Origin of the sequence: Aneurinibacillus soli (assembly GCF_002355375.1) — a bacterium.
GTDB lineage: Bacteria > Bacillota > Bacilli > Aneurinibacillales > Aneurinibacillaceae > Aneurinibacillus > Aneurinibacillus soli.
Genome location: NZ_AP017312.1, coordinates 545,290 through 568,282, shown reverse-complemented (window position 1 = coordinate 568,282; position 22,993 = coordinate 545,290). Strand labels below are relative to the sequence as shown.

The window sequence follows — 22,993 nt, the reverse complement described above, 5'->3', positions numbered from 1 at the left end:
GAACAGGGCAGCTTTTTTATTGTGAAATCGACAAAGTTTGGTGGTGAGGGAGTGGGAGAAGGGAGGAGCCGTTCGCTTCGGTACGCTTGCAGGGAAGTGGTAACTGTCCGCTCCGAGAGCCCGACGAACTCGCCCGCAAAGAAAAGCCCACGATGTCGATTCACCGAAGCGTTGCAGGCAAAGGCCCGTTCGCCGTTCTCCCTCCGCTGAGCAGGCGCGTATAGGCGCTCTCTTACTCATCCCTTCTCCCACTCCCCGCACAACGTTTCGGTTTACAAAAAGACTCTCGCCGTCAGAATGGATTTGTTCAATAGCTACTGGCTTTTCGAAAAATGTCTGCCTTATTTTTTACCTGCATAGCAAAGCTCAGCCTCTTGATATTGCTTGATAGTGTTTAACAAAAGCGTGCTAGGAGCGGGATCGGGCGGGGCAACGGAGCACCTGTACGCGACTCCCCAGCGGAAGGGGCCAGGCGAACGGGCTTTTGCCCACAATGCTTCGCTGCAAATACATCGTGGGCTTCTTTTGTGGGCGAGTTCGTCTGGCACCTGGAGCGGACAGCGCCCTCTTCTTAGCAAGCGTACCTAAGTGACGAGGCCCCGCCCGATCCCGCTCCTTCACCACACTTTGAAGAAAATCTACACCATACCAAGAAAAAGAGGCTGCCTCAATCGCTGTGTTACAGCTTTTGGGACAGCCTCTTCGTTCATTTATCGTCACTTCGTCAATCTCGCTCCAAACGGCTCCGGCTTCTCCGTGCGGAGGCCAAAGTAGTAGAGGATTGCTTCACAGATGCGACGGGATGCTTCCCCGTCACCGTACGGGTTGGCGGCTTTCGCCATTTTCTCATACGCTTCCTGACTGCTTAACAGCTCATCTGCAAGGCCGAAGATCGTCTCCTCGTCTGTACCTGCAAGCTTGAGTGTGCCCGCCTGGATGCCTTCTGGACGCTCCGTCGTGTCGCGCAGTACAAGTACAGGCACACCGAATGCCGGAGCTTCTTCCTGGATACCGCCAGAGTCCGTCAGGATAAGGTGAGCACGTGACATAAAGTTATGGAAATCAACCGCATCAAGCGGCGCGATGAGTTGGATACGTGGATGCTCGCCAAGATACTTCGCCGCTGCCTCCTGTACGACCGGATTCAGGTGTACGGGATACACAACTGCGATGTCCTCATGTTTATCCACCAAGCGACGAATCGCTCGGAACATCCGAGCCATCGGTTCCCCAAGATTTTCGCGGCGGTGTGCCGTCATCAAGACGAGCTTTTTGTCCGCAAACTCTTCCAGTACCGGATGGCTATAATCGTCACGCACCGTCGTCTTGAGCGCATCAATTACCGTGTTGCCCGTAATATGAATCGCTTCTAATGGCTTATCTTCCCGCTTCAAGTTATCCGCTGCCTGGGCAGTTGGAGCAAAATGAAGATCAGACATAACGCCAGTCAACTGCCGATTCATTTCTTCCGGGAACGGCGAATGCTTATTCCATGTACGCAGGCCCGCTTCTACATGCCCAACCGGGATCTGATTGTACATCGCTGCCAGACTGGCCGCAAATGTCGTTGTCGTATCTCCATGAACAAGCACCATATCCGGCTTTTCTGTTTTCATGACTTCATCAAGACCTTCAAGCACACGAGTTGTCACCTGTGTGAGCGTCTGACGTTCCTTCATGATGTTTAGATCGGCATCCGCTTCAATCGCAAAAATCTCCAACACTTGATCAAGCATCTGACGGTGCTGGGCCGTTACACATACAAACGGTTCAAGTTCTTCATACTGGCGCAGTTCATGCACAAGCGGCGCCATCTTGATCGCTTCTGGTCGCGTTCCAAACACAGTCATAATTTTTTTCTTCGCCACGATCTCACCTCATCCCGAATTGTTACTTCGTGCCGTACAGACGGTCTCCCGCGTCTCCTAAGCCCGGCACAATATAGCCATGATCGTTCAATCGCTCATCGACTGCTGCCACATAAATATCTATGTCTGGATGAATTTCATGCAGCTTCTCGATACCTTCCGGAGCTGCAATTAGGCACATCAGCTTCAAATGCTGTGCACCACGATTTTTCAGCGCGGTAATCGCAGCCGCCGCAGACCCACCTGTTGCAAGCATCGGGTCGATTACGATAAGTTCCCGTTCATTCACATCGCTCGGAAGCTTCACATAGTATTCCACTGGCTCCAGTGTTTCCGGGTTACGGTACAATCCTACATGTCCTACTTTCGCTGCCGGAATGATCTTCATCATGCCATCTACCATACCAAGTCCCGCACGCAGAATCGGCACCAGGCCCACTTTTTTACCAGCGATTACATTTGTTTTACACGTCGTAACCGGCGTCTCGATTTCGATTTCTTTAAGCGGCATATCCCGCGTAATTTCATATGCCATAAGCATAGCGACTTCGTCAACTAGTTCACGGAATTCTTTCGTTCCCGTACGTTTATCACGGATGTATGATACTTTATGTTGAATAAGCGGATGGTCGAATACGTATACTTTTCCCACCAGGTTTTGCCTCCTGTCTGCTTGAAAAATGCTCCCGTAACGGGCGCTGATTTTTTGCACTGCGTTATATTATAGCAAAAGCATATCAAAAACAAAATGCAAAACACGCAGAACTTAGTATGCATTCCTACCTTGATTTTAAACAGACCGCCATTCTATATGGAAAAAGACCTCTTCCCGGCTCAACTGCCAGCAAGAGGTCTTCGTCATGTATTGCGTACCAATTAGATACTCAGGTTCGGGTACATCGGGAATTTCGCGCACAGAGCAGCCACTCGTTCGCTTGCTTCTGTCTGTTTCGCTTCATCCTGCGGGTTCTTAAGGGCCACAGCCATGATCGCTGCGATTTCTTTCATTGCTTCCATATCGAAGCCACGGCTTGTGACCGCTGCTGTACCGATACGGATACCGCTTGTTACGAACGGGCTAGCTGGGTCGTACGGGATCGTATTCTTGTTACATGTGATCCCCACTTCATCCAGAATATGTTCCGCTTCTTTACCTGTCAGGTTCATGTTGCGAACGTCAATCAAGATCAGGTGATTGTCTGTACCACCAGAGATAAGCGTAACCCCTTCTTCTGTAAGTGATTCTGCAAGTTGTTTTGCATTTGCTACAATATTCGCAGCGTAATCTTTGAATTCTGGTTTGAGCGCTTCACCAAATGCCACTGCTTTTGCTGCGATTACGTGCATGAGCGGGCCACCCTGAATGCCAGGGAATACAGATTTATCGATTGCTTTTGCATATTCTTCGCGGCAAAGGATCATACCGCCACGAGGGCCACGCAATGTTTTATGTGTTGTAGTGGTTACAAAATCTGCATACGGAACCGGATTCGGATGGTGACCGGTTGCCACAAGACCTGCGATGTGTGCCATGTCTACCATCAGGTATGCGCCGACACTTTTCGCAATCTCGCTTAATTTAGCAAAATCGATTTGACGCGGGTATGCACTTGCACCTGCTACGATCATTTTCGGTTTATGTTCTTCCGCTTTTTGACGGATATCGTCATAATCAAGAACTTGCTTGTCTTCGCTTACGCCGTACTCAACAAAGTTATACAGCGTACCCGAGAAGTTAACCGGACTTCCGTGTGTAAGGTGTCCACCGTGCGACAGATTCATACCAAGCACAGTGTCTCCCGGCTTCAGGAATGCAAAGTAAACAGCCATGTTTGCCTGTGCACCAGAATGCGGCTGCACATTAGCATGCTCAGCACCAAACAGTTGTTTTGCACGGTCACGTGCCAGATCTTCCACAATGTCTACACATTCGCAACCGCCGTAGTAGCGTTTGCCTGGGTAGCCTTCCGCATATTTATTGGTCAGAACCGTACCCATTGCTTCCATAACCGCTTCACTTACAAAGTTCTCGGATGCGATCAGCTCGATTTTTGTGCGCTGACGGCCAAGCTCCAGCTTAATGGCTTCTGCTACTTCTGCATCTTGTTTTTTTACATGTTCTAGCATTTATCCTCGTCTCCTTCACTTGTAATTACCGGCAGCTATCATTCAAAGGTCCACGATCATATACAGCGCGGACGCCTCCGATTAGCTTCGGACGTGTAACTGCCATTGTGACATGTGCTTCCCCTACTTGCTTAACGCTCGGGCGTACCGGAACGGCTATCGGTTTCAAATGCATACCGATAAACGTATCTCCAATATCAATGCCCGCATCCGCCTGAATCGATTCCACCACTACCGCGTCCTGCATCGCACGGAATGCATGCGCCGCCATTGCTCCACCTGCTGTCGGCACAGGAATGACAGTTACTTCAGGCCAGCCGAACCGTTCTGCGGTTTTTCTTTCTATCACAAGCGCGCGGTTCAAATGCTCACAGCATTGAAACGCGAGCGCAAAGCCATGCGTAACCCGGACTGCTTCTAGTGATTCATACAGTGTCGCCGCTACTTCCTGGCTGCCCGCTGAGCCGATTCTTTGCCCGATGATTTCACTTGTACTCGTGCCAATCACCAGCACATGTCCTTCACTAAGCGGCTTCGCCTGTAACAGCTCCCTGACAATTGTCACTACTTCTTCTCGAATGATTTCCACGCTCATCGTTAACCGCCCGTTTTTACTGCTTGTTTTCGATTTCTGTAATTTTCTCGACACGGCGCATATGGCGCCCGCCTTCGAATTCTGTCCCGAGCCAGAGCTTCACAATCTCAAGCGCCAGTCCCGGTCCGATCACGCGTGCACCCATCGCCAGCACGTTCGAGTCATTGTGCTCACGAGTTGCTTTTGCGGTGAAACAATCGTGTACAAGTGCGCAGCGAATGCCTTTTACTTTATTCGCAGCAATCGACATTCCAATTCCGGTTCCGCATACGAGAATCCCGCGGTCAAACTGGCCTTCCGCTACCTTCTCAGCAACTGGAAGCGCATAATCCGGATAATCAACGGATTGTTCGCATGTACAGCCGAAGTCCTCGTATGAAATTCCAACCGAATCAAGATACTGCTTAATTTCTTCTTTCAGATCGTATCCGCCGTGATCAGCAGCAAGTGCAACTTTCATGGTACATACCCTCCGTTTTTCACGATAGTTCATTCTTCTGTATTATAACCGATTCTCGCTAATTTGACAGAGCACCTTGCACTTGTTTAAAACCATTGAAAAACTGTACGTTTTTGATTATATACTAAATATCGTTCGGAAATAAACACTTTTTCATAGTAAATAAAATTTTCCTGCAAATTTCAGATAAAAAAAAACGCAGGATTACGAGATCCCACGTTTTGATGTGTTAGTTAAATGTGAAAACGAGCCACATAGTCTTTAAGTTGCTCAGACTGCTCACGCAACACTTGGCCAGCTGCTGCCACCTCTTCCATAAAGGCGGTTTGTTCCTGTGCGGCATGGGCAATGACTTCTGCTCCATCTGATGCTTCATGCGCCACACGAGCCACATCACCCGCATTTTGCATGATGACCTGCATGCCCGCATTCTGCTGTACAATCAGCTCTGTAATATGCTCAACAGCTGCTACAACTTCTTGCACAGAATGCTCAATCTCACGCAGCGCCTGGGTCGTCTCTTCGCCACGCTGCGATTCTGCGTCTGCAATCGCTACTTGCTCATTAATCTGACTAACCACACGACCTACTTCTTTCTGCATCAGCTCAATCAGTTCATTAATATTTGAAGCAGCTCGACCACTTTCATCCGCCAAATCCCGAACCTCATCAGCCACTACCGCAAAGCCACGTCCATGCTCCCCAGCACGCGCTGCTTCGATGCTGGCATTCAGCGCAAGCAGATTGGTCTGTCCCGCTAGATCGCTGACAACCTGCGTAATCGCCCCGATTTGCGCCGCGTTTTTTTCAAGCCGATGAACGGTTGCAATGGAGTTCTGGTTTTCTTCCGCCAGCCGATGCATCCCATTAACAAGGGAAGAAACAATCCGACTGCTTGTCCCAAGCGTAGCCAACATGCGGCGTGACAAATCGCGTGATTGTTCGGCATACTGGCTCGCCTTCTGGCTAAGACGCTCTGTCTGACTTACAGACTGAACCATCGTATCCGTATACGCCACCTGCTCGTCCGCTCCGCGTGCGATCTCATCCATAGTAACGCTAATCTGCTCAATCTGAACGGCCGCCTGTTCAGATGCTTCCGTCAACTCCTGAACTCCTGCAGTCGCATGTTCAGCTGACTGGTTAATATCTGTCATCATGCGACGCAGGTTGGCAATCATTTTAGCAAAAGAACGTGTAAGAGCAGCAATCTCATCCTGGCTGTCCGGCACACGAATCTCTACACGCAAATCCCCTTCTGCCGCACGAGAAGCCGCCTGCTCCAGCTCGACAATTGGCTTCGTAATCCAGCGAGCTATGCCCCAGCCGAACACGCCTGACCAGAAAACACCCAGCAATAGCGTGAGTCCGGTAAACAGCCAGCTCGGCATATATTGGGTCACATAATCCTGCAAGAAAAAAATAAACAGCGCACTCGTGCTATATGTAACGAGGGAAAGGAGAGCAATGCCGATCACCAGCTTTTTCTCCAGTCCGAAACGAGAAGTGTTCTGTTTCTCCATGGTGCCATCCCCCTTGCATCCCTTTACGATTTCTTCACAAGCTCGAGCAACCGTGCAAGAGATGACTCAATCTCTGCAGCACAGCTTTCATACGTTTCCAGCGTACCGCCGAACGGATCGCTAATATCATAGTCAGGCGTCTGTTGTTCCAGAATTGAGATCTGGTTGCGCTCCACTACGGTTGCCTGCATAATGCGCTCGCGCCAGTCATCCAACTGTTCCCGCACAAGCTCAAGCTGGCTATAAAGTTCCTGATATCGCTCCTCAAGCTGATGAATCTCCTCGCGATTTTCCCGCATGAACGCTTCCTGCTTTTCTTCCAGCCGATCATACAGCTCATCAAGTTCTTCGAGACGCTTCGTTGTTCCTTCCGAGGTGTCAGTATACTCTTTTAAAGTATACACTTTCTCCGCACAGTCCGGATACTCCTGGAATAACGATTGCTTGTGCGCCTCTGTCATAGTAATAATTAGATCTGCCCAATCCATGAGCGTGGAAGACACAGGCTGAGAACGGTGTTCTTCTGTAATTCCCCGGCCTTCTAACACACCCCTGGCATTCACAGAAGCAATGGAGCCCGGCGATGCAAATACTCCCGCCGATTTCACCTCTATATCCACCCCCTGTTCCATCGCCATTTTACGAAGCAGCTTCTCCGCCATCGGACTGCGGCATGTATTTCCTGTACATACGAATAAAATACGCATTAGGATGCTCTCCCCTTTCTGTCTTACCTAATTTATTCGTTATTCATATTGTCCGATTTTTCCCTTCAGTAATCAACCCGGTAATGCATGCAAAATTAGCATGGCAATCAAACTAATAAGCATGCCAAACTGCGCACTCAGACGATGCAGTCGAATTCCGGACGGTCCAAGTTCCCAAAAGACGAGATATCCCATAGCTCCGGCTGCAAAGGCCATACCGAATGCCACCGCCTGTGGGCTTGTCGTAAAATAGATGCCGCCAAGCCATGCACCGAGCGGAATGCATAGACTGACAAGAAACGAGAACAGCACGATCATCCGCCGGCGAAGCTGCCCGAGCAGAAACGGGGCTGCAAGTCCAATGCCTTCCGGAATGTTATGCAACGCCATCGACAACGCCAGCATCACACCAACTTGATGATGCGCCTCGAATCCAGCTCCAATGGCGATTCCCTCTGGGATGTGGTGCAACGCGAGGGCAATTCCCATCATCCAGCCTGCCTGCCGCCAGTGCGCAGGTGTAGGTTCAGTACGGGCTGATACAAGTGCCTCTCCCGACATCCTGTCCATGCCATGATGGAGTGCCCGCAGCATGACCACCCCTACCAGGAGCCCGAGCAGAATCCCGTATGCCTCTCCGCCAGAAAGAGCTGCCGGAAGTAAGTCTGCCACAATCACAAGCGCCATAATCCCCGCTGATAATCCAAGATAAAACGCCATAAGCTTCGTTCCCGGTTCACCTGCAAACAACGTCGTAAGTGCACCTGCCACCGTCGTTAATCCAGTCACTGTACTAATAACCAGTAGCTCTGTCATAGACGGCCACCGCTATAATAAAAACTTGAGCCCGAAGGCTACCAGAATAAGTGCACCAAAAATCTCGCTGTACTCACCAAGCCAGCTTCCGACACGGCGACCGAGCAGAAGCCCACTAGCTGCAAGTACAGCCCCCATCACGCCAAAAATTAGCACCGCGAGAAAAACATTCACCCGGAACAATCCAAACGAAAACCCAACAGAAAGCGCGTCGATGCTTACACTAAAACTAAACAACGCAACCCCCCAGAAGGTTGTCTTCATAACCGGATTCCTCTCCTTACCGAAGAAACCGTTCCACAACATATGCAGACCAAGAATAATCAGAACCAGTCCACCGATGTAGGTCGCCACATTTCCCATATAGGACGTGAGAAAAATGCCCAATGCGATCCCGATCAGCGGCATCACAATATGAAACACACCAATCGTCAAACTGACTTTCGCAATCGTAAGCAAACGAATGCCGCCCATCCCCATCCCGATTCCAAGCGAAAACGCGTCCATGCCAAGTGCGATCCCGATCAGCGAAATCGTGATCAGTTCCCCCCACTGCAAACCTTCCACTCCTATCCCCCCGCTTTCGTACAGGCATTACATAGACAAGATATGCGGGAGGAAAGACTGATAGAAGAGATGCCGTTCTTATAGATATTTTCCGCCGGCCGCTTTTACAAGGCGGTTCATGACCGCTGCCCCTACACCCGTGTAAGGGAATGTTTCGCTGAAAATCACATCTACCTGTTCCTGGTCAAAGCGGCGCAGCACATCATACAACTGACGAGCTACTGAGATCAAGTCAGCCCGCTGCCCACAAGCCAGCACAACATCTGCGCCCGGATAAGCCGTAGTGGATTCCTCTGTTGTCAGCACACCAACCCGCCTGCCTTCCTGCTTTGCCCGCTCCACAGCCTGTACTAAGCGTATACGCATGTCTGGTTCTTCCACCAACCACATCTCCCCTTCCGGCGCATAGTGGCGGTATTTCATCCCTGGTGACCGCGGTGCAGCCGAACCATCACCAAGCAACCCCGGGTCCACTGCTACCTCTCCGATAATCTCTGCAATCTGTTCGGCGGTAATGCCGCCTGGCCGCAGAATAAGTGGCACATCACCGGTTGTATCCACTACAGTTGACTCCACGCCGATCCCGGTCGGACCGCCATCGAGAATTCCTGCAATCCGACCATCCAGATCTTCCTGTACATGTCGTCCCGTTGTCGGGCTTGGTCGGCCTGATACATTGGCGCTCGGAGCCGCTACCGGAACTCCCGCTGCTCGAATGAGGGCGTCGGCCACCGGATGATCCGGCATCCGTACCGCTACCGTATCCAGTCCGGCAGACGCACGCATCGCCACGCCTGGTTTCTTGGGCAACACCAATGTAAGTGGGCCCGGCCAGAATGCTTCCATAAGCGCTTCCGCAAGCGGCGGCACATATTCAACAATATCCACAAGTTGTCCACGGTCGGCAATATGCAGAATGAGTGGATTGTCACTCGGTCTACCTTTCGCTGTATAAATTTTTTCTACCGTTTCATCCACAAGTCCATTTCCACCCAGACCATATACAGTCTCGGTCGGGAAGGCGATCAACTCATTTGCACGCAGGAGCAACGCGGCCTCGCGTACTTGTGGACAATCTATCAAGTCATCCACATAATTATCCACATTCCAATATTTTGTCTGTATATTCATATAGTTCCTCTCAACTCTTATAAAATATGACTCTTTTAGTTATACAATCCGACTTATCCCCTGATAATCCAACAAGTTATCCACAATATGTGCATAACTTGTTGATAACTCTAGTTGATAAGCCGCACATGTCGCTTCTTTTTCTATACCAGTTTGTACTACACATATTGCAAACATACGTTCACAGTGTCGCCTTTCTGTCCACGCATACCTCCTGCACTATGTTTTTATCCGTATCCTTATCATATCCCTCCTGCATCCAAAAAAAAAGAAACTCTACCACAAAGGCAGAATTCCCGGTATGAGATCAGGCAAATAACTGAGTCAGCCAGTCGAGCAGGAAGAATCGGACCTCTACTCGCTGTTTATCCTTTGCATCCGCCTTATCAGCGGAGGCTGTTTTAGAAGATGTCGTATCTCCGTTCGATATATCTGTGAAGCAGAGTGGCGGGAACAGCACACACCACCAGTTTTGTCCTTCGGCATTGCCGATTGCGATACGCACTGCCTCGTACTGTCCGGCAGGGAATACTTGCGTGCCGTACATTTTTGTCGGAAAATCCGTCGCACGCAGTTCAACAGAAGCTGGGTAACTGTACCCTTCCTCTTGAATGGTACGCTTTACAACTCCCTGTAGCTCCGGCAAGTGATTGCTGATGATAACACGTGCATTATCTGCATTCTCCGCTTCTGATGACCACTGTTTCACCGATTCAATCACCCGGTCACGCACATGACGCTTGAGTTGCTGATCTTCCGGCGCATCACTGTTCGCGAGAATCCGTAGACGAATCGATTCTTCCGGCACAGTCTGTTTCGCAACAAGAGCAAATGCATCCCTCTGGCCTTCCCAATTCATCATGATGACAATAAGTACGAATGCTATATAAAGAAATTTTTTCGTAATGACTCTTTTCATTGTTTTCGTCCCCTTTCTTCTCCCTGTTCACCAGTATGAACAGAAGAAAGCGAGACTAAACATAAATTGTCATAATTTTATCCCAATTACATGCCGGCCAATCCCCGCTAGATCATCCACGATATACACACGGTCAAACAGCCCGGTATCCACAAGCCAGGCTTGTACCGTGTCCGCCTGGTGAATGCCCACTTCCCAGCCGACAATCGCCCGTTCTGCTAGTACATGCGGCAGCTCACGCACCATCCGACGGTAAAAGTCAAATCCGTCTTCTCCGCCATCGAGCGCACGCAGCGGCTCATGGTCTTTTACCTGCGTATCCAGCTGCGTTACATCGAACGACGGAATATACGGGGGATTCGAAACGAGAATGTCCACCCGCCGACCACCATCGAGAAGGGGGACTAATAGATCACCCTGCACGAAATTGATGCGACTCGCCACACCATGGCGTTCCGCATTGCGACGCGCTGTATCGAGCGAAGCCTGGGCAATGTCGACAGCCGTATACGCCCAGTTCTCCTCCCCTTCTACCGCAAGCGTCACGACAATCGCGCCACTCCCGGTTCCGATATCCGCCACATGGAGGACGCTCTTATTGAACCACATCTGACGTGCCTGCTTCAGCACTTCTTCTACTAGTAACTCTGTTTCCGGCCTAGGAATGAGTACATCCGGATTCACTTCGAAGGTCAGCCCGTAAAACTCCTGTTCGCCTGTAATGTACTGCATCGGCTCCCCGGCAGCACGGCGGCGGATGATCGCTTCTACACATGCCCACGTGTCAGCGGAAAGCGGCTCATTCATGCGGGCAAATAGAGTCGTCCGGTCCCAGCCGAGTGCGTGACGCAGCGCATACTCGGCCAAGAATAACGCGTCTTCGATATTTTCTGCCTGTAAAAAACGAGAAGCTTTTTGCAAAGCTTCTCGCGTCGTCATACTATTCACGTTACGCCCCTTCAGCATTGCGCATGAGTTCTGCCTGCTCATGCAGCACGAGTGCGTCTACAATTTCGTCCATCTCGCCGTTGAGAACTTGGTCAAGCTTATGCAGTGTTAAGCCGATACGATGATCGGTCACACGGCTCTGCGGGAAGTTGTACGTTCGGATACGCTCACTGCGGTCACCCGTACCAACGGCAGATTTACGTGCATCCGCATATTCTGCGAATGCTTCCTGCTGCATTTTGTCATACAGACGGGCACGCAAAACGCGCATCGCCTTGTCTTTGTTCTTATGCTGGGATTTCTCATCCTGACATGTTACAACGATTCCAGTCGGAACGTGTGTTAAGCGCACCGCTGATTTGGTTGTGTTAACACTCTGGCCGCCCGCGCCGCTAGAGCAGAACAGGTCAACACGAATATCGTTGTCGTTCACTTCTACTTCTACTTCCTCTGCTTCCGGCAGCACCGCTACGGTTGCCGTTGACGTATGAATACGACCACCGGACTCTGTCGCCGGAATGCGCTGCACACGGTGAGCACCGCTTTCAAATTTAAGACGGCTGTATGCACCTGTGCCATTCACAGAGAAGATGACTTCTTTAAAGCCACCAATGTCTGTATAGTTCGCTTCTAGCAATTCGACTTTGAAGCGATGCTTTGCTGCATAGCGAGTGTACATGTTATACAGATTACCGGCAAACAGAGCTGCTTCATCACCGCCTGCCGCACCACGAATCTCGATAATTACGTTTTTATCATCATTCGGGTCTTTCGGCAGCAGAAGGATATGGATCTCTTCTTCCAGCTTCTCTTTACGCTCGGTCAACTCACCGACTTCCATCTTGACCATTTCGCGCATCTCATCATCGAGCTTCTCTTCTAGCATGTCTTTGGCGTCTTGAAGCTGTTCACTTACTTCTTTATATTCACGGTACGCCTGTACCGTTGGTTCAATGTCGGATTGCTCCTTGGAATACTCCCGAAGCTTCTTGGGATCATTCATCACGTTCGGGTCGCAGAGCAGATGCGTTAAACGATCATAACGCTCAACTACCGATTCTAAACGTTGTAGCACGGTTGCTTCACCTCAATCTTTAAAAATAAACGTGCATTTGGGTAACATTACAATTATAAAGCAAGTGGGGGAGGAGTGCAATATATTGTGATTTTGTGGGATCGAGCGTGGTGGGGGAGTAGAGAAGAGAGAAGCCGTTCGCTGGGGTACGCTTGACAGGGAAGCTTAGACTGTCCGCTCCAGGAGACCGACGAACTCGCCCGCAAAGAAACATACTAAGATTAGTAGCACAGACCAAGGCCACGGTTTGTGCTACTATTTTTTTGTGGTAGAAGTGAAGAAACAGGCCGAGTGGGCTTCGGGATCTTGAATCCGTCAAAGAAACAGGCCAACTTCACTGCCCTTATTTGAATCAGCTTCAGTATGTTGGATCCATTGAGATCGTGTATAAGAAAAGGGAATCGATAAGGATGCGTGAAGGCTTCTACAACGAACATCAGGAGGAGAACAACCATGAAACATGTAGTCGCATTTGATGTAAGTATGGGAAAGAGCTATTGGGTGGTGTACAATGCCGACCGGCACTGTGAGTTTGAAGGAGAAATCCGGCATACCCGTTCCGATTTTGAAGGGTTGCATGCCTGCATGGAGAAGCTGATCGAGCAAGATGGGGAACAACCGTCCATTGTTTTCGAAGCTACGGGCGTATACTCCAGACAACTGGAACGCTTTATGCAAGATCATCAGTACACCTATTGCCTGTTAAACCCGCTTGAAGCCAAACTGCAGTCCGCTTCTATGCGGATGCATAAAACGGATCGAAGTGACGCTCATCGGCTGGCGTTGACTCATTTCACGGTCTCTCGAAGAGAAAAAGAAGTACCCAATGACTTCTTCCAGCAGCTAAAGTCTCTCTCTCGGTTTTACCAAGAATTAGACGGAGAACTTTCTACTCTTCGCAATCGGATGCATAAAGTCATTCAACTGACCTTTTCCGAACTGGAAACGATCTTTACAAGCCGATCGGAGCTCTGTTTACATGTCATTCAGTTATTTCCACATCCCGATCTCGTGAACGGTCTTTCCAAAACCGTAATCAGAAACCGGATTCTCAAGAGTACCGACAAAAAGTTATCGGCAGGTACCGCTGAGAAGAAAGCCATCCAGTTGCTTGAAGCCGCACAGAACTCGTATCCGGCGGTTTCCGCAACCGATGTTCTTTGTGACCAGCTACGCATCTATGTCAAACGTTATTTGGAGATTCTTCGCCAACGAGAAGCTCTGATTCGGCAAATGGAGGAAATGAGCATGCATCGAGAGGACTATCAAGTTCTTCTCAGCTTTCCGGGCATTGGGGTAAATACAGCGGTGCGTTTACTCGCCGAAATCGGAGACATCCGCCGCTTCGACAATCCGAAACAGCTCAACGCCTTTGCAGGGATTGATATCCGACGGTTCCAGTCCGGTAAAACCTTTTTCCAGGATAAAATCAATAAGCGCGGAAACAAGCACCTGCGTAAACTGCTTTACCTTGTCATTCAGAATATGATTAAACAGCGTCGTTTCGGGAACAACCATCTCGTTGAGTACTATGACAAAGTAAAAACGCAACCTTATAACAAGTGTCATAAAGTTGCGTCGATCGCTTGTGTAAATAAGCTCTTGAAGTGCCTCTTCTACCTTATTACACACAATCAGCACTATGAGTACCAGTGTGCCACCAGATCATAATGCAATTTCTATCATACCATATACCAAATAAACCTAGCAAAAAATAAAAACACCCTAGGTTTATTTGGTATGTCAACATCCATACTTTCTGTGAAACCTGTTATTTTCTCTCCGCTTCCTCCCCCTGTTACTTACAAAATAATCACTCAAAATCATTATGATTCACTTGACTAATCGTAAGAAAAGCCCCAGATGTTCTTTCACGGAAGGATTGCGGGCAAAGGCCCGTTCGCCGTTCTCCTTCCGCTGGGTAATCGCGTACAGGCGCTCTCTTGCTTCTCTCTTCTCTACTCCCAACCATGTTTGATTCAAAAAAAAAATTCAAAAGAAGCGATCTCAATCGTTAGGATCACTTTCGAGATCGCTTCTTATGTTGCTTTTACTTTCTAATACCAGGCATGCGATCGTTCAGGTCATTTATGTGTATGCGGTAGTTGTTTATAGGTGTTCCGCTGCGCAGACCGTCACCGATGTCTTGGATGCGTTTGAAGATTCGGGGATCATTTGAGACGCGCACTTGATAGCGCGGTATTTTTGCCTGTACATGCTTGCGCACTTCTTCCCGGACGTTCGCTACCTGCTTCTTCGAGTGTACCCTGTCCGTTGTGGTGATGCCTACATACGCGATGGCTCCGTTAATGACTACAGTGGCCCGGCTAACATTCGGTACTTTGACTGCAATGTTAGCCAGATTGTCCGCTTCCATCTGTAGGTTTTGAACATTATGGTGCCCGCTAACGATAGCAGGGTTCGTATCTCGTACCTGTACACGAGTTGTATGATGATCACTTTTCATCTCATTCGGTGCTGCCCCCTGCTTGCCACATGCCGGAAGTATAAGTAGCAACAGGCTGAGCATGATTGCGCGTGATGGTTTGATACTCATCCACCCACCTCCTGCACTTAGTGTGCGCGGAGGTGAACCTTGCTATCACAGCACCACATAAAAACAGACAGGCGCGTGGCCTGTCTGCTTGAATATTACTTGATATTGTATTTCTTTTTGAAACGATCAACACGACCGCCAGCGTCAGCAAATTTTTGTTTGCCAGTGTAGAACGGATGGCACTCGGAGCAAATCTCCACGCGCAGGTTCTCTTTCACTGAGCCGGTTTCGAATTCGTTACCGCAAGCGCAAGTAACCTTCGTTAACTTGTAATCAGGATGGATTCCCGGTCTCATTTCATTCACCTCTTTCTGCCCTGAATCTTGTACGAAACAGAGTTATCAAACACATATGAGAGCATTATAGCACGGCTATGCTAGCAATGCAAACAGTTATTGGGTTTTATTTTTTGAGCTGGGAGAGTGTCTGACGACGACGTTCCTGATACTCAATTGGCGGCACATGCGTATACGAACCAATGATGACATCCGGCAGCTCCGCCCGGTAAATCTCAAGCGCCTGCTTCATGCCAAACACTTCACCCTTTGCTTGCGGAATCATCGCCAGGTAGCTATCCGGATCAATATTTAAGTTGCGCATCTGAATCAAACGAATGCCTGAGCGGCGGATGAACTCAATCATCGCTTCCATCTCTTCCTCCCGGTCGAATACACCCGGAAATACGAGATAGTTAATCGATGTATACACACCCTGGCTACTCGCATACGTTGCTGACTGCTCTACATTAGCCAGTGTATAACCACGCGGGCGGTAGTAGGCGTTATAATGTTCATCGAGCGCACTAATCGTACTAACCCGCATTAAATCAAGCCCAGCATCAACAATCGCCCGGATATGATCCGTCAAGCCTGCATTCGTATTGATATTAATGAAGCCCGTGTCTGTCTGCTCACGCACACGGCGCATCGCCTTCGTAATGATCGCTGCTTGCGTGGACGGCTCTCCCTCGCAACCCTGACCAAAGCTAATAATCGACTCCGGTGTCTGAAGATGATGCATCATAACCTCAACCAGTTCATCCTCAGTCGGCTTGAAATTCATTCGCGTCTGCGGTGAGACGAAACCACTGTCATCCGGCTGCTCCGAAATACAGCCGTAACAGCCCGCATTGCACGAGTACGATACCGGCAATCCTGCTTCCCAGCGGTTAAAGAATGTATTCGATGCCGTCAGACAGCCGTAGCCAAGTGTACAGTTACTGAGATGGGTAAAAATCCGATTTTCTGGATACTGATTCACCGTGTCTTTTACCAGCTTTTCCAGATCGCAGCGTGGAAAGTTATCCGGATTCCAGCGATGCGGCTCATCACTCGCTTCCGCCGCGACAAAAAACCCACCCTCTCGCCAGACAACCGCTGTATATCCAAAGAGAGGAAGCTTATCTTCCTTATTTTCTTTCACATAACCGGGGAACATAAGGCGAGTGTATCCCTGCGGCATCAATGCTCCAACCGCCTGATACTCCGTGAGACGTACCATTTCGCCCGTATCCGGATCCATGCCAACAGGATGACAGTTCGGCAGACTGACAAGTGTAGCGCCTTCTGGAAGCGGAATAAGTTCCTCTTCCAGTATTTCCATCAGGGAATCGCCGCTCCGCCCGAGCCCAATCAATTCCGAATGGTCATACACCTGCCCCTGCTTGTCCGCATATACAAGGTACATAATCATAAACTCCTTCGCATTTCATTCGCTAAACGTACAGTATAAATGTCCGAAACATTATACGCTACTGCACTTGTAAAAGTCAAAGATTGTACTCTTTTGCCGTTGTTCTATAATAGCTTGGAGGGTATTTTTATTCTAGTTAGTAAAAGGAGGTGCAGACCTATGGAGGAACAAAGTACACGACCCAAAAAACCGCTATTTTCGTTATCATCCATTAGCCCCGCACAATTATTTGTCGCAGGCTTTGGCGCCATTATTTTGCTCGGAGCATTCTTACTCACACTGCCTGCTGCCACAGTAAACGGACAAGGGCTCCCGTTTATTGATGCGTTATTTACGGCGACATCCGCCACGTGTGTAACCGGGCTAGTCGTTGTCGATACGGGCACGACCTTCACTACATTCGGCCAACTTACCATTCTTGGCATGATTCAGATCGGCGGCCTCGGATTTATGACTGTCGCTACCTTATTCACATTAATTCTCGGACGTAAAATTTCATTCCGCCAGCGCCTGCTTATCCAGGAATCACTCAATCAGCTTTCAGTAGAAGGTGTTGTCAAACTCGTACGAAAAGTATTGATTTTCACTCTTGTGTTCGAGTCCGCTGGCGCACTTATTCTCACCCTGCACTGGGCGAGTGAGATGGGCTGGTCGCAGGCAATTTATTTCGGCATTTTCCACTCCGTATCCAACTTCAATAATGCTGGATTTGATGTGGTTGGTAACTTTCAAAGTTTGACTCCCTATGTAAGCGACCCGGTTGTGAACTTTGTTATTATTACCTTAATTTTTGTAGGCGGGATCGGGTTCGTTGTCATTGCTGAACTGGTAGAATACCGCACCCGGCGCAAGCTTTCTATGCATACAAAAGTTGTCCTGTCGACGAGTGCCTTTCTAACTGTTTTTGGTGCCATTCTTATTTTTGCTTTCGAGTTCACCAATCCAAAAACGCTCGCCCCACTCGATTGGTCCGGGAAGTTCTGGGGATCACTTTTCCAATCGGTCTGTACACGGACAGATGGCGCGAATACGCTTTCGATTGGGGACATGCATCAGTCCAGCCTGTTTCTTATGGTCATTCTGATGTTCATCGGGGCATCGCCTGGCTCAACAGGGGGCGGGATCAAAACGACTACATTTGCCACACTGCTTGCCGCTGTCTGGGCAATGATTCGTAGCCAGGGAGACGTTGTGTTCTTCAAACAACGCGTTCATGAGAGCAAAGTATACAAAGCCCTTACCATCGCTTTTGCTGCACTCACGCTGATCATGCTCGTTACGATGATTCTCTGCATTACAGAGAAAGCAGACTTCCTTGTGATTCTATTCGAGACAACATCTGCATTCGGTACAGTCGGGCTAACGGCAGGACTGACCCCGCACCTGACCGGGTTTGGAAAAGCCTTGATTTCATTCATGATGTTTGCGGGACGCGTTGGCCCGCTAACCGTTGCATTCGCATTAAATTGGGATCGCAAGAAAAAGCACTTCCGTTATTCCGAAGGTAAAATCATTATCGGATAGCATCAAAAAAGGCTGGCTGTCCTATAAAAAGACAGCCAGCCTACATATCCGTTCATTTTTTAAAAAACCCCACTCACCTGCGCCCCAATAATGAACAGGCCGAGTACCCACACATAAATCGCAAACCATTTCAAAGAACCGCGCTTCAAAAGACCAATCATCCACCGGACAGCCACATAGCCTGCCAACCCGGAAAAAATCGCACCCAACAAAAGCGGCATCAGTCCAATGGATTCCCGTACCTCACCCGTAAACAGCTTCGCACCTTGAAGTACAACACCGCCACCAATGGCAGGAATAGACAGCAGGAAGGAAAACCGCGCCGCAGTATCCCGATCCAGCCCGCGTAAAAACGAGGCCGCAATTGTCAGACCAGAGCGCGATAGAGCCGGCATAATCGCCGCCGCCTGAAAACAGCCGATAAACACCGCATCCCCGTATGTTAGGTCAGAAAACTCCCGCCTGCCCTGATCCCTCCAACGGTCGGCTACCCACAGTATGAAGCCCGTCAGCAGAAACTCATACCCGACCGTTACACCAGTGCGGGAGATTTCCTCGAAGAAATCTTCCAACAGAAGGCCAAGCCCAGCCGCCGGAATCGTCCCGACAACAAGCAACCCGGTCAGGCGCGAGAATGGTCGCCGTATAATCTCAAACACATCGTCTCCATATACAGCCAGCACCGCGAACAGTGTACCGATATGTAGCATCGTATCGAGAAACAGCCCCGCTTCATCCAGTCCGAACAAATGCCGTCCCAGATACAAATGTCCAGTGCTGCTGATCGGCAGAAACTCAGTGATTCCCTGAATAATCCCAAGAAGAATGGCCTGCCAGTCATTCATATCCTTCTCCCCTTTTTAGACCATCGTATGCCCGGACAGGCCAGAATAGTCGTCCAAAAGGGGAGTTATCTCATTACCGCGTTCGCGTTACGGTCTTTTTTGCCGCTTCCAGCGGAATCGCATCAAGGAATTCCTGATTCGTCTTACTATCATTCAAGCGCTTAATGAACGCTTCTGTGAATTCATTGTTATCATGAATCGATTTACGCAACGCCCAGACTTTCTCCAGATTGTCTTTCGTAAACAGGAGTTCTTCCCGGCGTGTGCCGGAACGACGAATGTCAATCGCAGGATACACGCGGCGTTCCGCCAGCTTACGGTCGAGATGAAGCTCCATGTTACCCGTTCCTTTGAATTCCTCATAGATGACATCATCCATCCGTGAGCCCGTTTCAATCAAAGCTGTGGCCAGAATGGTCAGGCTTCCACCCTCTTCCACGTTACGAGCAGCACCAAAAAAGCGTTTCGGGCGGTGGAAGGCAGCTGGATCGATACCGCCTGAGAGCGTACGACCGCTTGCAGGCACGGTCACATTGTACGCACGTGCCAAGCGTGTAATGCTGTCAAGCAGGATGACGACATCCTTTTTATGCTCAACGAGGCGCATCGCACGCTCAAGTACAAGTTCCGCTACTTTAATGTGGTTCTCCGGGAGTTCATCAAAGGTAGAGCTGACGACTTCGCCTTTGACCGATCGCTGCATATCCGTTACTTCCTCAGGGCGCTCGTCAATTAACAACACAATCAACTCGACATGAGGATGGTTTGTGGCAATGCTATTCGCAATTTCTTTCAGTAACATGGTTTTCCCCGCTTTTGGCGGAGCCACGATCAGGCCACGCTGGCCAAAACCGACAGGAGAGATCAAATCAATCACACGGGTCGACACACGATCCGGCGACGTTTCAAGCACCATATTCCGCTGCGGATACAGCGCCGTCAGCGCCGGAAAATGCGGGCGCTCCGGTGATGTTTCCGGTGGTTCACCGTTAACGGCCTCTACATGTAACAAGCCAAAATAACGCTCATTTTCTTTCGGTGGACGTACCTTACCGGATACTTTATCTCCGGTACGAAGGTCAAAGCGGCGAATCTGGGATGCCGAGATGTAGATATCTTCCGCACTTGGGAGATAGTTCACCGGACGGAGAAAACCAAATCCATCCGAATGCGTCTCCAGCACCCCTTCCATAAACATGTGTCCTTGACGCTCCGCCTGTGCGTGCAGGATGGCAAAGATAAGCTCGCGTTTTTTCATCGTTCCGTAATACGGAATCTGAAATTCTTTTGCAAGCTTATACAAGTCGGTCAATTTCTTTTCTTCCAGTTGCGCTAAATTCATTTCCATATCGTGCACAAACACCACGCTTTTCTTTTGAAATTAGTCTTTCATCACAAATTCAGGTTTTCTCTCAAGGCGATGCTGGCCTTCTATAAAGCGCACCGTGCCTGATTTCGCACGCATAACGAGCGATTGTGTCGTTGCTTTCGTTCCACTAAAACGAACGCCCTTAATTAATTCTCCATCCGTTACGCCCGTTGCCGCAAAAATGCAGTCGTCCCCTTTTACGAGGTCTTCGAGCAGAAGAACCTGACGCGGGTCTGCAAGTCCCATCTTCTTGCAGCGTAGCAGCTCTTCTTCATTGCCTGGCACAAGGCGTCCCTGGAAGTCCCCACCCATGCATTTAAGAGCAACCGCTGCGATTACGCCTTCCGGAGCACCACCGATACCGAACAGGATGTCCACGCCTGTATGTTCAAATGCTGTGTTGATCGCCCCTGCTACATCTCCATCTGAGATCAGCTTAATGCGTGCACCCGCTTCCCGAATTTCATGAATGATTTTCGCATGACGTTCCCGATCCATTACGCATGCGACGAGGTCGCTAATATCTTTGCCTTTTGCTCTAGCTACCGCACGCAAATTGTCGATGATTGGAGCGTCGATGTCAATTTTCCCTGCTGCTTCCGGACCAACAGCAATCTTGTCCATGTACATATCCGGAGCATGCAATAAGTTGCCACGATCTGCTACAGCAAGTACCGTCATCGCGTTCCATGTGCCTTTGGCCACAATATTCGTGCCTTCAAGTGGATCGACCGCAATATCTACTTCCGGGCCGCCGCCCTGACCGAGCTGTTCTCCGATATAGAGCATTGGGGCTTCATCCATTTCGCCTTCCCCGATTACAACTGTTCCTTGCATCGGCACTGTATCAAAGACCGCACGCATCGCGCTTGTAGCTGCACCATCTGCTTCATCTTTCTGACCGCGTCCCATCCAGCGTGCAGACGCAAGCGCCGCCGCTTCTGTTACCCGTACTAATTCCATTGTCAAACTGCGTTCCATTGTATGTCATCTCCTGTTTCTTATTGCGCACTTTGTATATGCTGCTCGCGCCACATCTCGGCTCCAAGACTTCTTAATTTCTCTTCCAGATTAGAGTACCCACGATCAATATGAGTCAGACCGCTGATTTCCGTTACGTCTTCCGTCATCAATCCTGCGATTACAAGAGCGGCACCCGCACGCAAGTCGGTCGCCGTTACACGTGCCCCATACAGGGAAGTCGGCCCCTCAATCACAGCCGAGCGCCCTTCCACTTTAATTTTGGCCCCCATGTTGAGAAGGTGATCAACATGCTTAAAGCGGGCTTGATAAATATTATCGGTAACAATGCTTGCCCCACGGGCTGCCGTAAGCAAAGCGGTAATCGGCTGCTGAAGATCGGTTGGAAACCCTGGATACGGAAGGGTTTTGATATCAATCCCTACATAATCACCGCCGCCCCGCACACGAATCGCATCGTCTTCTTCTTCGATCTCTACGTTCATCTCTCGCAATTTGGCTGTGAGAGATTCGAGATGACGAGGAATGATATTGTCGATTACGACATCGCCTCCCGTCGCAGCCGCCGCGATCATGTATGTGCCTGCTTCGATTCGGTCCGGGATAATCGAATGTCGGCAACTGTGTAGCTCCTGGCGCCCATCAATCCGGATCACATCTGTGCCAGCACCTTTGATACTTGCTCCCATAGCATTCAGCAGTGTGGCCACATCGATAATCTCCGGTTCTTTCGCCGCATTCTCAATGACGGTACGCCCTTTTGCCCGGCAGGCAGCCAGCATGATATTGATCGTAGCCCCTACACTGACAACATCGAGATAGACACGTGTTCCGACCATGTTCTTCCCTTCAAGGTGCAGGGACCCGCGCTCATGAGACAATACGGTTCCGAGTGCTTCAAACCCTTTGATATGCTGGTCAATCGGGCGTGGGCCCAGATTACATCCGCCCGGCATTCCGATTGTCGCCTCGCCGAATCGGCCAAGCATCGCACCCATCAAGTAGTAAGAAGCACGCAGCTCTTTGATCTTGCCATTCGGCATTGGTTTCGCCACCATTTTGGAAGAATCAATGCGCAGCATGTCGTTATCACGGACTACTGTCGCGCCCAAATCTTCCAAAATCTCCGTATAAATCTGTACGTCACTAATGTCCGGCACGTTATCTAGCACAACTTCGGAAGCAGCGAGAATAGCGGCAGGAATGAGCGCAACGGCGCTGTTTTTCGCTCCACTGATCTGCACACGCCCTCGAAGCTTATGCCCGCCTCGAATGAACAGCTTCTCCAC

At 49.7% G+C, this 22,993-nt stretch carries 24 protein-coding genes; 2 read left to right on the top strand and 22 right to left on the bottom strand.

Features of this window, described 5'->3' with window-relative positions; genetic code table 11:
* Nucleotides 1–408 precede the first annotated feature (408 nt).
* The 14 genes from CB4_RS21390 to prfA all read right to left on the bottom strand — a co-directional run bounded on the left by CB4_RS21390 (nt 409) and on the right by prfA (nt 12,736).
* A complete protein-coding gene (locus tag CB4_RS21390; protein WP_231956126.1) occupies nt 409–624 on the bottom strand; it encodes a hypothetical protein in 216 nt (71 codons plus the stop codon).
* Nucleotides 625–716: 92 nt separating this feature from the next.
* Nucleotides 717–1,850 (bottom strand): non-hydrolyzing UDP-N-acetylglucosamine 2-epimerase, encoded by a 1,134-nt coding sequence (gene wecB / locus CB4_RS02920; RefSeq protein ID WP_181419270.1) that lies wholly within the window; start codon nt 1,848–1,850, stop codon nt 717–719.
* Between the two features lie 40 nt (nt 1,851–1,890).
* Nucleotides 1,891–2,520, bottom strand: a complete 630-nt coding sequence (upp, locus tag CB4_RS02915) for a uracil phosphoribosyltransferase (RefSeq protein ID WP_096463506.1) — start codon at nt 2,518–2,520, stop codon at nt 1,891–1,893.
* Between the two features lie 224 nt (nt 2,521–2,744).
* Nucleotides 2,745–3,995 (bottom strand): serine hydroxymethyltransferase, encoded by a 1,251-nt coding sequence (locus tag CB4_RS02910; protein WP_096463505.1) that lies wholly within the window; start codon nt 3,993–3,995, stop codon nt 2,745–2,747.
* Between the two features lie 25 nt (nt 3,996–4,020).
* Entirely contained in the window at nt 4,021–4,590 is a 570-nt protein-coding gene (locus CB4_RS02905; RefSeq protein WP_096463504.1) for a TIGR01440 family protein, read from the bottom strand.
* A gap of 16 nt (nt 4,591–4,606) precedes the next feature.
* Nucleotides 4,607–5,050, bottom strand: coding sequence for a ribose 5-phosphate isomerase B (gene rpiB / locus CB4_RS02900; protein WP_096463503.1), 444 nt, complete (start codon nt 5,048–5,050; stop codon nt 4,607–4,609).
* Between the two features lie 233 nt (nt 5,051–5,283).
* Nucleotides 5,284–6,573 (bottom strand): methyl-accepting chemotaxis protein, encoded by a 1,290-nt coding sequence (locus tag CB4_RS02895; RefSeq protein WP_096463502.1) that lies wholly within the window; start codon nt 6,571–6,573, stop codon nt 5,284–5,286.
* Nucleotides 6,574–6,596: 23 nt separating this feature from the next.
* Nucleotides 6,597–7,280, bottom strand: coding sequence for a low molecular weight protein arginine phosphatase (locus CB4_RS02890; RefSeq protein WP_096463501.1), 684 nt, complete (start codon nt 7,278–7,280; stop codon nt 6,597–6,599).
* A gap of 72 nt (nt 7,281–7,352) precedes the next feature.
* Nucleotides 7,353–8,096 (bottom strand): ZIP family metal transporter, encoded by a 744-nt coding sequence (locus CB4_RS02885; RefSeq protein WP_096463500.1) that lies wholly within the window; start codon nt 8,094–8,096, stop codon nt 7,353–7,355.
* 12 nt (nt 8,097–8,108) lie between these two features.
* Nucleotides 8,109–8,603, bottom strand: coding sequence for a manganese efflux pump MntP (locus CB4_RS02880; RefSeq protein WP_096467602.1), 495 nt, complete (start codon nt 8,601–8,603; stop codon nt 8,109–8,111).
* A 138-nt stretch (nt 8,604–8,741) separates the two neighbouring features.
* Complete coding sequence (locus CB4_RS02875) at nt 8,742–9,788, bottom strand: L-threonylcarbamoyladenylate synthase (protein WP_096467601.1); 1,047 nt, start codon at nt 9,786–9,788, stop codon at nt 8,742–8,744.
* Between the two features lie 313 nt (nt 9,789–10,101).
* Nucleotides 10,102–10,713, bottom strand: coding sequence for a stage II sporulation protein R (gene spoIIR, locus CB4_RS02870; protein ID WP_096463499.1), 612 nt, complete (start codon nt 10,711–10,713; stop codon nt 10,102–10,104).
* 69 nt (nt 10,714–10,782) lie between these two features.
* Nucleotides 10,783–11,652, bottom strand: coding sequence for a peptide chain release factor N(5)-glutamine methyltransferase (gene prmC / locus CB4_RS02865; protein ID WP_231956229.1), 870 nt, complete (start codon nt 11,650–11,652; stop codon nt 10,783–10,785).
* 10 nt (nt 11,653–11,662) lie between these two features.
* Complete coding sequence (prfA, locus tag CB4_RS02860; RefSeq protein ID WP_096463497.1) at nt 11,663–12,736, bottom strand: peptide chain release factor 1; 1,074 nt, start codon at nt 12,734–12,736, stop codon at nt 11,663–11,665.
* 453 nt (nt 12,737–13,189) lie between these two features.
* On the opposite strand from prfA, the gene CB4_RS02855 reads away from it, so the two are divergent.
* On the top strand, nt 13,190–14,407 hold the full coding sequence (locus tag CB4_RS02855; RefSeq protein WP_096463496.1) for an IS110 family RNA-guided transposase: 1,218 nt from the start codon (nt 13,190–13,192) through the stop codon (nt 14,405–14,407).
* Nucleotides 14,408–14,569: 162 nt separating this feature from the next.
* On the opposite strand, the gene CB4_RS21385 is transcribed toward CB4_RS02855, so the two are convergent.
* The 4 genes from CB4_RS21385 to CB4_RS02840 all read right to left on the bottom strand — a co-directional run bounded on the left by CB4_RS21385 (nt 14,570) and on the right by CB4_RS02840 (nt 16,979).
* A complete protein-coding gene (locus tag CB4_RS21385; RefSeq protein ID WP_231956125.1) occupies nt 14,570–14,719 on the bottom strand; it encodes a hypothetical protein in 150 nt (49 codons plus the stop codon).
* A gap of 67 nt (nt 14,720–14,786) precedes the next feature.
* Complete coding sequence (locus CB4_RS02850) at nt 14,787–15,293, bottom strand: YhcN/YlaJ family sporulation lipoprotein (protein WP_096463495.1); 507 nt, start codon at nt 15,291–15,293, stop codon at nt 14,787–14,789.
* 95 nt (nt 15,294–15,388) lie between these two features.
* Nucleotides 15,389–15,589 carry a 50S ribosomal protein L31 gene (gene rpmE / locus CB4_RS02845; RefSeq protein WP_096463494.1) on the bottom strand — a complete coding sequence of 67 codons (201 nt, stop codon included), beginning with the start codon at nt 15,587–15,589 and terminating at the stop codon, nt 15,389–15,391.
* A gap of 106 nt (nt 15,590–15,695) precedes the next feature.
* Nucleotides 15,696–16,979 carry a radical SAM family protein gene (locus tag CB4_RS02840; protein ID WP_096463493.1) on the bottom strand — a complete coding sequence of 428 codons (1,284 nt, stop codon included), beginning with the start codon at nt 16,977–16,979 and terminating at the stop codon, nt 15,696–15,698.
* A 165-nt stretch (nt 16,980–17,144) separates the two neighbouring features.
* On the opposite strand from CB4_RS02840, the gene CB4_RS02835 reads away from it, so the two are divergent.
* The gene (locus CB4_RS02835; RefSeq protein WP_096463492.1) at nt 17,145–18,509 is read left to right on the top strand and encodes a TrkH family potassium uptake protein; all 1,365 of its coding nucleotides are present in this window, start codon (nt 17,145–17,147) and stop codon (nt 18,507–18,509) included.
* A gap of 59 nt (nt 18,510–18,568) precedes the next feature.
* Here the strand turns inward: CB4_RS02835 and CB4_RS02830 are convergent, their stop codons facing one another.
* From CB4_RS02830 to CB4_RS02815, 4 genes are all read right to left on the bottom strand, one after another.
* Nucleotides 18,569–19,354, bottom strand: coding sequence for an undecaprenyl-diphosphate phosphatase (locus CB4_RS02830; RefSeq protein ID WP_096463491.1), 786 nt, complete (start codon nt 19,352–19,354; stop codon nt 18,569–18,571).
* 73 nt (nt 19,355–19,427) lie between these two features.
* Nucleotides 19,428–20,696: a transcription termination factor Rho gene (gene rho, locus CB4_RS02825; RefSeq protein ID WP_172890939.1), complete on the bottom strand. Its 1,269-nt coding sequence runs from the start codon at nt 20,694–20,696 to the stop codon at nt 19,428–19,430.
* A 39-nt stretch (nt 20,697–20,735) separates the two neighbouring features.
* Nucleotides 20,736–21,704 carry a class II fructose-bisphosphatase gene (gene glpX, locus CB4_RS02820; RefSeq protein ID WP_096463490.1) on the bottom strand — a complete coding sequence of 323 codons (969 nt, stop codon included), beginning with the start codon at nt 21,702–21,704 and terminating at the stop codon, nt 20,736–20,738.
* A 20-nt stretch (nt 21,705–21,724) separates the two neighbouring features.
* Nucleotides 21,725–22,993: a UDP-N-acetylglucosamine 1-carboxyvinyltransferase gene (locus tag CB4_RS02815; protein WP_096463489.1), complete on the bottom strand. Its 1,269-nt coding sequence runs from the start codon at nt 22,991–22,993 to the stop codon at nt 21,725–21,727.

Bases quoted from the DNA above. Each gene is read 5' to 3' on its own strand.
- wecB (WP_181419270.1), bottom strand. From the start codon at position 1,850: ATGACTGTGTTTGGAACGCGACCAGAAGCGATCAAGATGGCGCCGCTT.
- CB4_RS02910 (WP_096463505.1), bottom strand. From the start codon at position 3,995: ATGCTAGAACATGTAAAAAAACAAGATGCAGAAGTAGCAGAAGCCATT.
- CB4_RS02905 (WP_096463504.1), bottom strand. From the start codon at position 4,590: ATGAGCGTGGAAATCATTCGAGAAGAAGTAGTGACAATTGTCAGGGAG.
- rpiB (WP_096463503.1), bottom strand. From the start codon at position 5,050: ATGAAAGTTGCACTTGCTGCTGATCACGGCGGATACGATCTGAAAGAA.
- CB4_RS02895 (WP_096463502.1), bottom strand. From the start codon at position 6,573: ATGGAGAAACAGAACACTTCTCGTTTCGGACTGGAGAAAAAGCTGGTG.
- CB4_RS02890 (WP_096463501.1), bottom strand. From the start codon at position 7,280: ATGCGTATTTTATTCGTATGTACAGGAAATACATGCCGCAGTCCGATG.
- CB4_RS02885 (WP_096463500.1), bottom strand. From the start codon at position 8,096: ATGACAGAGCTACTGGTTATTAGTACAGTGACTGGATTAACGACGGTG.
- CB4_RS02880 (WP_096467602.1), bottom strand. From the start codon at position 8,603: ATGGACGCGTTTTCGCTTGGAATCGGGATGGGGATGGGCGGCATTCGT.
- spoIIR (WP_096463499.1), bottom strand. From the start codon at position 10,713: ATGAAAAGAGTCATTACGAAAAAATTTCTTTATATAGCATTCGTACTT.
- prmC (WP_231956229.1), bottom strand. From the start codon at position 11,652: ATGACGACGCGAGAAGCTTTGCAAAAAGCTTCTCGTTTTTTACAGGCA.
- CB4_RS02855 (WP_096463496.1), top strand. From the start codon at position 13,190: ATGAAACATGTAGTCGCATTTGATGTAAGTATGGGAAAGAGCTATTGG.
- CB4_RS02850 (WP_096463495.1), bottom strand. From the start codon at position 15,293: ATGAGTATCAAACCATCACGCGCAATCATGCTCAGCCTGTTGCTACTT.
- rpmE (WP_096463494.1), bottom strand. From the start codon at position 15,589: ATGAGACCGGGAATCCATCCTGATTACAAGTTAACGAAGGTTACTTGC.
- CB4_RS02840 (WP_096463493.1), bottom strand. From the start codon at position 16,979: ATGTACCTTGTATATGCGGACAAGCAGGGGCAGGTGTATGACCATTCG.
- CB4_RS02835 (WP_096463492.1), top strand. From the start codon at position 17,145: ATGGAGGAACAAAGTACACGACCCAAAAAACCGCTATTTTCGTTATCA.
- CB4_RS02830 (WP_096463491.1), bottom strand. From the start codon at position 19,354: ATGAATGACTGGCAGGCCATTCTTCTTGGGATTATTCAGGGAATCACT.
- rho (WP_172890939.1), bottom strand. From the start codon at position 20,696: ATGAATTTAGCGCAACTGGAAGAAAAGAAATTGACCGACTTGTATAAG.
- glpX (WP_096463490.1), bottom strand. From the start codon at position 21,704: ATGGAACGCAGTTTGACAATGGAATTAGTACGGGTAACAGAAGCGGCG.